The sequence below is a fragment of the Pseudophaeobacter profundi genome (assembly GCF_029697505.1).
GTDB classification, from domain to species: domain Bacteria; phylum Pseudomonadota; class Alphaproteobacteria; order Rhodobacterales; family Rhodobacteraceae; genus Pseudophaeobacter; species Pseudophaeobacter profundi.
Map to the genome: position 1 here is coordinate 155,647 of NZ_JARJEF010000004.1, position 13,236 is coordinate 168,882.

Annotated in this window: 14 protein-coding genes; 7 read left to right on the forward strand and 7 right to left on the reverse strand. The window is 58.1% G+C overall.

The genetic code is table 11. The annotated features are described in order from the left end of the window. Positions 1-166: 166 nt before the first annotated feature. Positions 167-568, reverse strand: a complete 402-nt coding sequence (locus P2081_RS08755) for a RidA family protein (RefSeq protein ID WP_278922495.1) — start codon at positions 566-568, stop codon at positions 167-169. A gap of 382 nt (positions 569-950) precedes the next feature. Between P2081_RS08755 and P2081_RS08760 the strand changes: the two genes are divergently transcribed. Beyond that, positions 951-2,351 (forward strand): selenium-binding protein SBP56-related protein, encoded by a 1,401-nt coding sequence (locus P2081_RS08760; RefSeq protein WP_278922496.1) that lies wholly within the window; start codon positions 951-953, stop codon positions 2,349-2,351. A gap of 81 nt (positions 2,352-2,432) precedes the next feature. Beyond that, complete coding sequence (locus P2081_RS08765) at positions 2,433-3,014, forward strand: hypothetical protein (protein WP_278922673.1); 582 nt, start codon at positions 2,433-2,435, stop codon at positions 3,012-3,014. A 265-nt stretch (positions 3,015-3,279) separates the two neighbouring features. Here P2081_RS08765 and P2081_RS08770 read toward each other — a convergent pair whose 3' ends face one another. Beyond that, positions 3,280-3,546, reverse strand: a complete 267-nt coding sequence (locus P2081_RS08770; RefSeq protein ID WP_278922497.1) for a DUF2312 domain-containing protein — start codon at positions 3,544-3,546, stop codon at positions 3,280-3,282. A gap of 255 nt (positions 3,547-3,801) precedes the next feature. On the opposite strand from P2081_RS08770, the gene P2081_RS08775 reads away from it, so the two are divergent. The 5 genes from P2081_RS08775 (at position 3,802) to P2081_RS08795 (ending at position 6,474) form a co-directional block, all read left to right on the forward strand. Beyond that, positions 3,802-4,020 (forward strand): hypothetical protein, encoded by a 219-nt coding sequence (locus P2081_RS08775; protein ID WP_278922498.1) that lies wholly within the window; start codon positions 3,802-3,804, stop codon positions 4,018-4,020. 184 nt (positions 4,021-4,204) lie between these two features. Beyond that, on the forward strand, positions 4,205-5,068 hold the full coding sequence (locus P2081_RS08780; RefSeq protein ID WP_278922499.1) for an MBL fold metallo-hydrolase: 864 nt from the start codon (positions 4,205-4,207) through the stop codon (positions 5,066-5,068). A 108-nt stretch (positions 5,069-5,176) separates the two neighbouring features. Beyond that, a complete protein-coding gene (locus tag P2081_RS08785; protein ID WP_278922500.1) occupies positions 5,177-5,605 on the forward strand; it encodes a YeeE/YedE family protein in 429 nt (142 codons plus the stop codon). Further along, positions 5,605-6,039 (forward strand): DUF6691 family protein, encoded by a 435-nt coding sequence (locus P2081_RS08790; protein ID WP_278922501.1) that lies wholly within the window; start codon positions 5,605-5,607, stop codon positions 6,037-6,039. The genes P2081_RS08785 and P2081_RS08790 overlap by 1 nt, the downstream gene beginning before the upstream one ends. Positions 6,040-6,048: 9 nt before the next feature. Next, positions 6,049-6,474: a protein tyrosine phosphatase family protein gene (locus P2081_RS08795; protein ID WP_278922502.1), complete on the forward strand. Its 426-nt coding sequence runs from the start codon at positions 6,049-6,051 to the stop codon at positions 6,472-6,474. A gap of 249 nt (positions 6,475-6,723) precedes the next feature. Here the strand turns inward: P2081_RS08795 and P2081_RS08800 are convergent, their stop codons facing one another. The 5 genes from P2081_RS08800 to P2081_RS08820 all read right to left on the reverse strand — a co-directional run bounded on the left by P2081_RS08800 (position 6,724) and on the right by P2081_RS08820 (position 13,020). After that, on the reverse strand, positions 6,724-8,067 hold the full coding sequence (locus tag P2081_RS08800) for a FliM/FliN family flagellar motor switch protein (RefSeq protein ID WP_278922503.1): 1,344 nt from the start codon (positions 8,065-8,067) through the stop codon (positions 6,724-6,726). 67 nt (positions 8,068-8,134) lie between these two features. Next, a complete protein-coding gene (locus P2081_RS08805; RefSeq protein WP_278922504.1) occupies positions 8,135-10,828 on the reverse strand; it encodes a sensor histidine kinase in 2,694 nt (897 codons plus the stop codon). Continuing rightward, positions 10,828-11,151 carry a hypothetical protein gene (locus tag P2081_RS08810; RefSeq protein ID WP_278922505.1) on the reverse strand — a complete coding sequence of 108 codons (324 nt, stop codon included), beginning with the start codon at positions 11,149-11,151 and terminating at the stop codon, positions 10,828-10,830. The genes P2081_RS08805 and P2081_RS08810 overlap by 1 nt, the downstream gene beginning before the upstream one ends. Then, entirely contained in the window at positions 11,152-11,556 is a 405-nt protein-coding gene (locus P2081_RS08815) for a response regulator transcription factor (protein WP_278922506.1), read from the reverse strand. A 165-nt stretch (positions 11,557-11,721) separates the two neighbouring features. Next, positions 11,722-13,020 carry a helix-turn-helix domain-containing protein gene (locus P2081_RS08820; RefSeq protein WP_278922507.1) on the reverse strand — a complete coding sequence of 433 codons (1,299 nt, stop codon included), beginning with the start codon at positions 13,018-13,020 and terminating at the stop codon, positions 11,722-11,724. Positions 13,021-13,236 lie beyond the last annotated feature (216 nt).

Consider the following 13,236-nt stretch of genomic DNA (forward strand, 5'->3'; position numbering starts at 1 on the left):
ACAGGTCAGAAATACTGCCGGGATTTGCCCCCAATAGGCGCTATTTTGCGACAGGCCGACACGCAAAATTGGCGCAAAACAGCAAAAGGCCGGTAGGATTTCCCACCGGCCCGGTTCTAGGTTCTACCGCCCTTTCAGGGCGTGGAGGCTGCGCAATAATGGTGGCCTAGCCCTGCGGAAAAACCGCTGTTGCCTCAATCTCGATCTTGGCTTCATCTTCCACCAACGCAGCGACGACCACCATTGTCATCGCGGGAAAATGGTATCCCATCACATCGCGATAGGCCCGCCCGACCTCGCCCTGATGGGCCAGGTATTCAGCCTTGTCCGTGACATACCATGTAAGCCGGGTGATATCGCTGGCCTCGCCGCCAGCCGCTTCGACCACATCCAGGATATTGCGCAGCGCCTGGCGCATCTGTCCGATGAAGCCCTGCTCTTCGAAGACCTGATCCGCGGTCCAGCCGATTTGGCCGCCAACAAAGAGCAACTTACCCTCGGCGACCATGCCATTGGCATAACCCTTGGCCGGTTTCCATCCTTCGGGATGTACAGAAATGGCAGGCATGGGCTCTCCTTTATTCAATCAAAATAGTCAGTGGTCAGGACTGTGCCTATTGCCGCAATATCGGGCAGCATGTCATTTATTTCAAGCTTAAAATTTATAACTATGAAGCATTTTTCAAGACAATGCCAAAGAAGACCGCCGTAGCGTCACAACTGCAACGGTTAAAGCCCGGGCGTGGTCTGCACAGCGGACCCCTCATGCCGATTATGCAAAACCCGTTCAATCAACAGAAACGGAACGCCCTGGCAGCACGGCCCCCGCCATGTTCTTGAATGTGTTGACGGGAAATCAAAATCCATCCTTACTGGAAGAAAGGCAATTTTCTGAGGCAGCGCTCGTCGAGATCAGTTCGTCTAACCAGTTTCCCGAGAGGAGAATTGAAATGAACTTGAGACCCGATCCTACATTTCACGCGACACCAAAACTGGCTATGGCAGCTCCGGCTGAAAAACTTGCTTTCACTCTGATGCTCAGTCCGGACGGGTCACAGCCTGACGGTCTGGCAGTTGTAGACGTGGATGCGTCTTCAGATACCTACGGCCAGATCGTTCATTCCCTCATGATGCCGAACACCGGCGATGAATTTCACCATTTCGGCTGGAATGCCTGTTCCTCTGCGCTCAGCCCATTGACCGGCCATGCATTTCTGGAGCGGCGCTACCTGATTATTCCAGGCATACGCTCCAGCCGTATCTACATCGTAGATGTCAAAGAACCGCTGAAAGCGAAGATCCACAAGATCATCGAACCGGAAGAGGTCTGGGAAAAAACCGGCTATTCCCGGCCACATACGATCCACTGCGGTCCCGAGGGCATTTATGTCTCTACACTTGGCGGCGGCGGCGTGGATGGCACTGACGGACCTCCTGGCATTTTCATCATGGACTGCGAGACTTTCGAGATTCTCGGCCGCTACGAGATGGATCGCGGCATTCAGGACAAGCACTATGATTTCTGGTGGAATCTGCCGCGTGATTACATGGTCAGCTCGGAGTGGGGGCTGCCGCCGCAGTTTGAAAACGGGATCGTGGCTGAAGACCTCTTGAGCAACAAATACGGTCACAAGATCCACTTCTGGGATTTGCGGGGCCGCAAGAACATCCAGACGATTGACCTGGGGGCCAACCACCAGATGGCACTTGAGATCCGGCCGGCGCACGATCCCGCCAAACAGTACGGCTTCTGCGGTGTGGTTGTGGACACAACCAACCTTCAGGGCGCGATCTTTACTTGGTGGCGAAATGACGATGGATCTTTTGAAGCCAAGAAAACAATCACCATTGATCCGCAACCTGCGGCGGCTGACGCATTGCCCGAACTCCTGAAAGGTTTTGAAGCGGTTCCGCCGCTGGTTACCGACATCGACCTCAGTCTTGATGACCGGTTTCTCTATGTCGCCTGTTGGGGCACTGGCGAAATGCATCAATATGATGTGTCAGACCCAATGAACCCCGCGCTGGTCGGCAAGGTGGAGATTGGCGGCATCGTCAAGAAAACGCCGCACCCGAACGGAAAGGCGTTCGGCTATGGCCCGCAGATGGTAGAGATCAGCCGCGATGGCAAGCGGGTGTACTGGACAAATTCGCTCTATTCCACCTGGGACGATCAGTTCTATCCGGGTGACAGAGGCGCTGCGATGGTGATGGCCAACGCCGACAATCAAGGCGGCCTGGAGCTTGACGAACAGTTTTGGGTTGAATTTCCGAAGGGATATCGCAGCCATCAGATCCGCCTTGAAGGCGGCGACTGCTCGACCGACAGCTTCTGCTATCCCAACACTTGAACCGTGGGTGCAGAACACTCTTTGACGGCCCTCTGGTGGGCCGTCATCGCCTCTGGCGTCTATCACGGGGTGAACCCTGGAATGGGCTGGCCGCTTTCCGTGTCCGCGGCGCTTATGGAAAGGCGCCGGGCTGCACTGGTCAGGGCGTTGGCGATGCTGGCGCTCGGGCATTTCCTGGCGATGTCAGCCATCCTGTTGCCGTTCTCCGCGACAGTCGCGCTGGTGGAGTGGCAGCGAGAGATCCGTATTGGCGCAGGCGGGCTGGTCATGGGTTTCGGTGTCTTTCTGCTGATCAGCAGGCGCCATCCAAGAGTTTTGGCGCGGATCAAACCAACCCGACTTGCCCTTTGGTCGTTCCTTGCCGCAACTGCTCATGGGGCGGGCATGATGCTGCTTCCAATCTACCTGGGCCTCTGCCGTGTCGAAGAGTTGGACACCGGGCATAGGGCCGCAACCGAACTGATGTCAGGCAGTATCAATACAGCGTTGGCGGTGGCAATTGTCCACACAGCGGCAATGGCTCTGTCAGGCGGAATACTGGCTGTCGGGGCCTACACCTGGCTGGGTCTGAAGTTTCTGGCCCGGACGTGGTTGAATATGGATACGGTCTGGGCCTTGAGCCTGTTGCTTGTGGGTGCAATCGGGATATGGACCGCATGGTAACTCGAACTCGCGTTTCGCTTCGCTAACCAGGTGCAATGCAGCCTGAGTGTGCGCAAATCGCCCAATCTTGATGGGGGAGAATAAGCTCCCGCATTGACGAAGCATCCGCTCTAGGGACACCGCATCGCAGCACCGGACGATATCAGCGGTCTCACTGCTTCAAGACGCCATATTATTGGTCTATATACGAGTGCTGCACAGCACGTTTTGACGCCTGCACAGCACCCATAATTTAATCAAACTATATCAAATGCTTAAAGATGGCCTACGACATGCCAAGCGCTTCTTTATACATTTCCAGCACCGCTTCTTCTTCGGCGATATCATCCTGGTCACGCTTGCGCAGGGCAATCACCTTGCGGATCACCTTTGTGTCGTAGCCACGTGATTTTGCTTCGGCCATGACTTCTTTTTGCTGTTCCGCGATGTCTTTCTTTTCGGCATCCAGCCGTTCAAAACGCTCGATGAACTGGCGGAGTTCTCCGGCTGTTACGCGGTAGTTTTCACTTTTTTCGTCTTCGGTCATATCCATGTTCGGCTCCTGCTGCTCTGGCCTTTGACGACAGGCATTTCACTGCTGTCATGTGATAGGTTTGGGGCAAGGGGATAGCCGCAGAGGCCCGGTATCGCAAGACAGGAAAACAATGGCCTGCGATATCCCGCCCTGCGTCTTTCTCGGGCTCTGCCCGCCGTGGTGCACCCATTGCAGCAGCCGACAGGATCTCTTGTGCCGCAGGCGTCAATCCGCTACTCGCATCCCGGTACACTTACCGCAGGAGCCGGTCTTATGTTTGATATCATCGTCTGGGTCGGTGCGACCCTCTCGGTTGCGGGGCTGATCGGCCTGATCGGCTGCATTATATATGTGATCAAAGCCCGCAGAAAAACCAAGGATGACGATGCTTTGCGCGCCGTTGTGCAACGCGTCCTGCCCTATAATCTGGGCGCATTGTTTCTGTCAGTGCTTGGGCTAATGCTGGTTATGCTTGGCATCTTTCTGGGCTAAGCTGTCTATCTGGATCTATCGCGGCGCATCGCTGCCCGGCGCTGGCGGTGCTTCCTGTTGAAATACACCCGCTGCCCTGCCCCGCCTTTTGCCGGGGTCAGGGTTTTTTGACGTCTATGCCATCTCAGCGCTTGCAACATATTCCATTTTCAATATACATTGAGAAAAAATGGAGTGCTGCGAAATGACCCCCATCGTCAAAGCCTTTTTCGACGAGGCCACCAATACCGTCTCTTATGTTGTGCGCGATCCCACCGGGGCGGCCTGTGCAATTATCGATTCCGTGCTGGATTTCGACCATGCCGCTGCGCGCACGGATACCGCATCAGCGGATGAGATCATCAGCTACATACGGGCCAACGACCTGCGCTGCGAATGGATCCTGGAAAGCCATGTCCACGCCGACCACCTGTCTGCCGCGCCATATCTGCAGGATCACTTGGGCGGAAAGATTGGCATCGGCGCCAATATCACTCTGGTCCAAGACACCTTTGGCAAAGTCTTCAATGAGGGCACCGACTTTCAACGTGACGGCAGCCAGTTTGATGCGCTGTTCAAAGAGGGTGACACAATTATGATTGGCCAGCTGCGCGGCGAAGTCCTGCACACGCCGGGCCATACCCCTGCCTGTCTGACCTATGTGATTGGCGATGCCGCCTTTGTGGGGGATACCCTTTTCATGCCCGATTTCGGTACGGCGCGCTGCGATTTCCCCGGTGGCTCTTCCGAGGCGCTGTACTGGTCTATTCAAAAGATCTTGGCGCTGCCGGATGAAACCCGCATTTTTGTCGGCCACGACTACAAGGCCCCAGGGCGCGATGACTACGCCTGGGAAACCACGGTCGCTGAACAAAAGGCGCTGAACGTGCATATTGGCGAAGGCCGCCCGCTGGAAGATTTTACCACGATGCGTGATGCCCGCGACGCGACGCTTGGCATGCCCCGGCTGATTTTACCGTCGCTGCAAGTCAATATGCGTGCAGGTCAAATGCCAGAGCCGGATGAAGAAGGCGATGTCTTCCTGAAACTGCCTGTCAACAAGCTCTAGCCTATTTGCACCCTGGCACTGCCACAGATCCCGCCCAAACAAGCCCCTACAGGGGCTGCCGTGTGGTGGCGGTTGACCTGCATCACAATGAAAGAAGGATCACGGAAAATGGAAATGGATTGGATATGGGGGCTCGTCGGTGGCGGCCTTATCGGGCTGGGCGGGGCGGTGTTCCTGCTGGGCAATGGCCGCATTATGGGCGCCAGTGGCATCATTGGCGGGTTGGTTGATGGGTCAGGCCTTAGCAACGCAGCAGAGCGCCTGGTCTTTCTGCTTGGGGTGGTGGCGCTGCCACTGCTGCTGCGGCCGCTGTTAAGTGAAACCCCAAACACCCATCTGACCAGCAACATCTGGGTAATCGTCATCGCGGGTCTGCTTGTGGGGACAGGCACCCGCATTGCCAATGGCTGCACCTCGGGGCATGGGGTCTGCGGCATTTCACGCCTGTCCCTGCGCGGGTTGGTGGCCACCGTCTTTTACATTCTGGCCGGCGGGATCACCCTTGTCCTGTTCCGTCACCTCTGGGGGATGATCTGATGCAGCGCTTGTTTCTTGCTTTGCTGGCTGGTGGGCTGTTTGGCTCCGGGCTTTTGCTCTCTGGTATGACCGACACCACCAAGGTTCAGGGCTGGCTGGATGTGTTTGGCGATTGGGATCCGACCCTTGCCTTTGTCATGGGGGGGGCCATCGTGCCCATGTTTATTGCCTGGCGCCTGACCAAAGGTCGACGCCCACTGGTCGGGGGCAGCTTTCCAGCCCCAGCCCGCCCCGAGATGGACCATCGGCTGATCACCGGATCGGTGCTGTTTGGCATCGGTTGGGGCCTGGCCGGCCTATGCCCCGGACCGGCGATTGCCTCGCTCAGCTATAATGGCACTGGCGGGCTGCTGTTCATCGGCGCGATGCTCTTGGGTATGGTGGTGGCACCCTTTGTCGGTCGACAGCTAGACCGGCTTGCAACAAAGGGTTAGACAACTGCCATGGATGCACGAGTGATCACCCCCCGCTACGCCGTCTCGCCGCAAATTTCGGTCGAAGACATCCCCGCAATCCTTGCCGAGGGCTATACGACGGTGATTTGCAATCGTCCCGATGCCGAAGTCCCGCCAAGCCACCAGGCTGCGGCAATCCAGGCCGCCGTCGAAGCTGCCGGTTTGACCTTTCACGCGCTGCCGCTGACCCATCAGACCATGACACCGGAAAATGTCGCCAAGCAGCGGGCCTTCTACGAGGCAAGCCAAGGCCCGGTTTTGGCCTATTGCGCATCGGGCACCCGCTGTTCGGTGGTCTGGTCCCTGGGCGTCGCCGCCGAGATGAGCCCGGATGAAATCTTGAGCAAAACCAGTGCCGCAGGCTATGATCTGGCCGGATTGCGCCCGGCATTGGAAGCCATTGCCACGAGCTGATCCCAGCTTTGCAGCGAGTAGGAGCGCGCTGTTCAGGCTGAATACCAAGCACGGCCCCGAGGCCCAGGTACAGCCCCAAAAACGGCCCAGCCCGCAGATCGCGGCTGGGCTTCTTCTTTTATATATATCCGCATCTTATCCGAGAAACCTGATCCAGAAAGAATGCGCTCAAGCAGCCAAAACATGCAAATTCAAATAAGCAGTGTCCGTCAGGTGCATGCAAGTGAACGCGACAAGCGCGAAGGGGCATTACATGCCGGGGTTTGCGTCGTTTTCCAGTCCGGCCAGCTTTGAAATCTCCGCTGCTGCATCATCCGGATTGAACGCATCCATGCCATCCGCAAGATCGGCAAGCCCCCCCATCGGGGTCGCGCCCATATCGAGAGCAGATCCCAGATCGCCCCCAAGGCCAGCCGGGTCGAAATCGCCCCCCATGTCGCCGCCCATATCCAACGCGCCACCAAGGCCCGCGCCGAAATCACCCAGATCATCCCCCAGGCCAGCCGGGTCGAGATCACTGCCCATCCCAAGGTCGCCTCCGCCAAAGCCCATGCCCTCATCCAGCGGATCCTGCAGCCCCTGCGCCGCGATCCCAAGGTCCATCGCCGGTGGTTGGTCCTCCATCATCGGCAAAGCCGCAACTGGCGCGCTATGGCCAAGCGGGCTGGCAAAATCATCATCTGTGTCAGGCTGCTCTGGAGTCGAAGCCCCATGCGCAATACTGAGCCGCACTGCACGCGCACCGTTCAGCTGCCCCAAACGCCCCTTGGCAATCGACTGACCGCCAATGCCGATCATATCGGTTTCATACAGAAAGGCCTGATCCAGCGGCAGGACCTCGCCCACCTTGAGGGCCGAAAATTCGTTCAACGGCACCCGCACCTTACATAAGATGGCCGAAAGTTCTGCCCGCATGGAATTCATGCCGCTGGCCAAAGATGGTCCCGCAGCCGAGCCATTCAAGCCCAGTTCCTCGGGGGTGGGTTCCGGCAGGATCAGCTTCAGTACCCCCTGCATGGCACCAATCGCCAAATCAACATTCAACGTTATCAGACGATAGTTTTCGGCCTCCATCCCCAAAATAAGCGAACGCACATCTTCAATCTGCGCGCCGTAGCGATAGCCAGAAAAGATCAACTGATCCCGCTGCCCCTCCAGCAGGGCATGCACCTTAACAAAGGATTTTTCCAGGAAATCTGCGGTCATGGCCGCATCCGTCGGCGTATAGTTGCGCTGCGAAGGCGCCTTGCCCATGATCTGGCCAATGGTCTGTTTCTGAATCAGCGCAGTCACCAAGGCTGCATCCATCGTCGCCGCCCCAATGCGCCCGTTGGGGCCATCCAGCACCACCAGCAGGTCCTTGTCGGACAGCGATTCGACCAAATCTTCGGGGGGGCGGTTGCATTGGCGTGCTGCCAGCACCGCCAGCGGCAGGTCGCATTGTTCTGAAGCCGCGCGCGCAAGAGATCGGCGCAAAGCCTTGAGCGTAAAGGAAGCATTCTGGCCCTGGGACCCTTCCTTGGACGCCGCAAGTTTCCGGGCGAGACCACCCGTCGCACCGCTCTTGGCTAGTTGTTTTTCTGCTTCAGACATTAGTCATCAACCCGCACGTTCGACGCTCCCTTTTAAGCGTTTTAGTGCGGCTTCCTTACCAAGACCTTTATATTGCCCCCATTGTCGAGATTTTACGCGCATTTGGCAGGGAAATTCTAAAGCCACCGCCGCTGTGTTCGGCCAGGTAGAAAATATCCCCGCCAAGGCGCTGCATGATTTCACGGGAAATTGCCAATCCCAGCCCCGCCCCGCCTGCCCGCTCTGGGCTAACACGCGAGAATTTTTCAAAAATCAACTGCTGGTAGTCCACCGGAACACCACTGCCATTGTCGATGAAATCAATCCAAACCTGGTCCTGCTGGCAGGTGACGGAAATGGTCAGTTCGGGCGTTTCTGCGTCGCAGTATTTCTGCGCATTGGCGATCAAGTTGATAAAGACCTGCGCCAGCCGATCCAGATCGGAAGAGATCTGCACCGCCTCACTTTCGGGGGTACGTGTAACCAGCATGCTGGTGCCAGTACCGGCCAGCGCCGTGGATACCGCATGATCCATCACCGCATCAAGACGGCCTGTCGACATGTTCAAACTGACCTGACCGCTTTCCAGCACGCTCAGATCCAGCAGGTCGTTCAACAGGCGGGTCAACCGCAGGGCTTCGTCGTGGATGATGCTGGCATAGCGGTTCTTATCCGTCTGCGGCAGGGAGCCATTGTCGCGCAGAATTTCGGAAAACGCCCGGATAGAGGTCATCGGCGTGCGCAGCTCGTGGCTCACCTGGCTAAGGAAAGCATCCTTTTGCTGCGAAATCTGCGTCAGTTTTTCGTTGGATTCGCGCAGCTGCAGTGCCGTGCGTGACAATTGCTCTGATTGCGCCTCCAACTGGTTGGAATACTCCAGCATCTGTGCGGTCTCATCTGCAACCGCAAGCAGATCCTGCACCGAAACTGAAGAGCCGCCAACAATCTGTCCGATCATCGCATGCGCTGCCGCCGCCCCGATAGAGGCCCCCAATTCGCGCTCCAGTTGCTCAAGAAAGGCGGGGGTCGGGTCCGGCAGCGGCCCATGCCCCCCCTGACGCGTTAATTCGCGCTGGAAAAAGGCCTGGGCCTCTTTTGCACCAAGGATGCGCTGAGACATCACCATCAGGTCTTCGCTCTGGGCCACCGATCCTGTCCAGCCGCGCGGGCCAGAGGAATGTTCAAAAACATTGACGAACTGGGCCCCCTGCAGCCGCTCTATCGGGCTGGGAAACGTCAGCAGCGATACGAGACAAAAGACCACCGCATTCAGCATCATGGACCAGAGCACCGCATGCACTGTGGGATCGATCCCCTCAATTCCAAACAGGGCCTGCGGCCGCAGCCAGGACAGGCCAAACAGGCCATTGGCCAGGATATGATCAGGCAGCAGCCCACCGCCAAGTGCGGGCAAAAGCATGGTGTAGATCCAAATGCCAAACCCAACCGACAGCCCGGCAAGCGCGCCACTTCGGGTTGCACCTCGCCAGAACAGCCCCCCAACCAGGGCCGGCAGCATCTGCGAAATCCCGGCGAAAGAGATCAACCCGACCGCCGCCAGCGTCGCGCCACCGCCAGACAGCTTATAGTAGAAATACCCAAGCGCCAGGATCACCGCGATAGAAATGCGCCGGGCAAACAGCACAACATTGCGCACATCCCCCGAGACCGACGCCCCCGCCGCCCCCTGCATATACAGCCAGATCGGCATGACAATATGGTTCGATACCATGGTCGACAGCGCCATCGCCGCCACGATCACCATGGAGGTCGCCGAGGAAAATCCCCCCAGAAAAGACAGCATCGCCAGCCCCTGCTGCCCCTGCGACAACGGCACTGTCAGCACAAAAAGGTCCGGGTTGGATCCGGTCGGCAGCAGTTCCAGCCCGATGGCGGCAATCGGCACCACAAACATCGAAATCAACAGCAGATAGAGCGGAAAGGCCCAGGCCGCGACCCTCAGGTGGCGCTCGTCCTCGTTTTCGACAACCATGACCTGAAACATCCGCGGCAGACAGACAAAGGCAGCAGCCGACAAAAAGGTAATCGTCGTCCAGCGACTGCCATCCACCCGCCAGTCGCCAATGCGCGAGGCGTCGATCCGCGACATGGTGTGACTGATGCCATCCGACAGGCCCCAGACCACAAAGATCCCCACCGCCAGAAGCGCCAGCAGTTTCACCACAGCCTCAAGCGCGATGGCAGTTACCACCCCGTGGTGGCGTTCGTTTGCATTGAGATTTCGGGTACCAAACAGAATGGCAAAGACCGCCAGCCCCGCCGTTACCCAGAACACCGTGGTGGTTTCATGGTAACTGCGCAGCGGATCGGCCTCTGAAAAAATGGAGAAAGACAGAGTAATAGATTGCAATTGCAGTGAAATATACGGCGTTATGCCAATCACCGCCAGCAACGTGACGCCAATCGCCAATGCGTTGGACTTACCGTAGCGCGCCGACAAAAGGTCCGCGATAGAGGTAACCCGCTGGCTGCGCCCCACCCTTACCAACTTGCGCAGGCCCCACCACCAGCCCACCATGACCAGGGTTGGGCCCAGATAGATTGTCAGGAATTCCAACCCCGAACGCGCCGCGTAGCCTACCGCGCCATAAAAGGTCCAGGCGGTGCAATAGATCGACAGCGACAGGGTGTAGATCAACGGCGAGCGGATCCAGGCAGAGCCCTGCCCGCGCGCCGCCCGGCGATCTGCCAGAAAGGCAACAAAGAACAGCAAAGCCACATAGCTCAGGCAGACCAGCACCAATAGGTTGAGCGAGGCCATCAGGGCTGTTCATCCAGGCGGCCGCCCTCGGTCCAGTGCCCAGCCCAAAGCCGCACCGCCACGCCAAAGGCAAAGCTGACGGCGATCAGTCCGGCCCAGACCACAAAGATATAGATGATTGCCACCGAGGTCGGCATGCCGCCATGGGTGTCCGGGGCCGGATAGGGATCCGGGTTTGGCCACATCAGCGGCACTGCAAACAGCAGCGCGCCCAGAATAGGCAAGAGCCGGGCAATATCCATCAACCGGCGGCGGCGATAGGTTCGCCGCTCTACAAAGGGGGTTTTTGGCTCACCCTGATGCCCTGCCCCGTCACCGCGCATTCATGACGCCGCGCCAAGGTCAGGCGCTGTCTGATAGGCCTGCGCATACAAATCCCGCACCGCGGTCAGCACCTCGGAATTGGAAAAGGGTTTGGTCATAAAGCGCGTAACCCCGGCCTTTTCCGCCATCTCGCGATCTTTGAGCTGGCCGCGCGCGGTCAGCATCAGCACTGGCAGCGGCTGAAATTCCGCAACCGCGCGCAGCTCGGTTATGACTTCCAGGCCGCTTTTTCCCGGCAGCATCAAATCCAGAATCACCAGATCCGGCTGCGCCGCCCTGATCACCTCTACCGCTGTGCTGCCTTCGCCATGGACATCCACCTGCCAACCATCACGGCTTAACAAAAATCGGATGGCCTCTGCGATATTTGGCTCGTCTTCAATTAAAACTACATGCCTGCTCATTGGCAGATATTCCTCCCAGCGCGGCTGTTTCAGGCAGTTTTCCGCCTCCTTTTACCGTGCCAGCCCTCCACTCGGGGGTGGGCTGGCACGGCAGGTTGTTCGGGCAGCCCTTGCCAAAACCGCGTTCTTTTCCCAAGGCAGACTAGCCGCGCCGACTGGCGCCTGTCAAAACTCTTCCTTCAGGATCGAAGGTTCACGCCGGGCATCACAGGTTTGGCGCGGGCAGATACGGCAGCTGCCCCCCACCGCCTGCGCATCCGCTGGGACTTCGCGCCGCGGCAGGATCAGCATCACCGCATGATAAAGCGGATCACGATCAAAGGAACCGGGAACGTGGTCCCAGGCCACCGCCAGGCATTCAAACCCCAGCGCGCTACGGCCCTGCTGCACCACATTGCGGCGCAGCGGCACATCCGGCCGCTGCAACGCGGTATAAAGCGGCCAGAGTGGACAAGAAGCCCCAAAGCGCGGCAGAGCAAATCCGGCAACTGGCTTGCGAAACAACAAAGACCCAGAGGCATCGCAGATCACAAGCCCTGCTTCCTGCCCCAGCACCTCGCTTGGCAAAACCCCAAGACGCCGGAGCACCACAGGCAGTTTCACCCCAAAGTGACGCGCCAGAGCAGAGGCATCCAACCCCTCGGCCTGGATCAGCCTGGTCACTGCCTGCAGCGGCATTTTCTGCGCATCCCGTTGATATTGTTCCAGCACCCGGCGGGCGATCCCCCGCGCGGCCTCGCTGACCAATTGCGGTGCAGCCGCCACCACACTGGCCGGATCACTGCGCCCCTCTTCCAGTTCCGGGAAATGATAGCCATGGACCAGCAAGAATTCCTCGGCCTCTTCCTGTGGCACCCCGCGCCGTTCGGCGCTGCTATCGCTCTCATCAAGAAAATTCACCAGGGCCCGGCTGCTTTCGGCCAATCGCAACGAATCTTCATTCAGGTTTTTGTGGAACCGATCGCGCCATTCGGCCTCTAGCTCTCCGGTTTCAGCCAGGATCGATGCGGTAGAGCGAATGGCCGCTGCCGTTGACAACACCTCGTGCAGCGACGCGGCAAGATGCGGATCATGGGTCAGCCGATCTGACAAAGTTTCAACCGTACGTTCCAGCCGTGCAATCCGCTGGTGATTGTTGGCCAGCACTTCAGCCCAGCCAGGAAAGCGCCCGGCGAACTCATCCGCGCGGTCCAGCTCTGCCACCGGGGTGCTCGCATCCGCCGCCGCCTCGCGCAGGGCGGAAATCAGTGCCGCCTCGGCGCCTTCGCTCAGCATCGAGGGTTCCACCCCCAGCACATGCGCCAGGTCCACCAGCAGTTTACCACCGATTCTACGCCGGTTATGTTCGATCAGATTAAGGTAAGAGGCCGAGATGCCAGCTTTGCGGGCCAGCTCTGCTTGGCGAATGCCCAGGATCAAACGACGTTCCCGAATCCGGCTGCCTGTCAGCGTGTCGCGCGCCATTGTGGGCTCCCTGTCAAAATCACACCTTTTCAACGGCTTTCTGCGCTGCAATATAAGAAAATTTACAGAACCCACCGGCATACTGTGCATTTGTTTACAGAATAGGCCATCATTTCAAGGGTTTTATTGCGAAATTTTACAACAGGCTCTCATACTGATTTTGCACAAATCGTGCAGACGTTGCGCAGAAGTGAGGAGCTGCCCGGCGTTTTACAC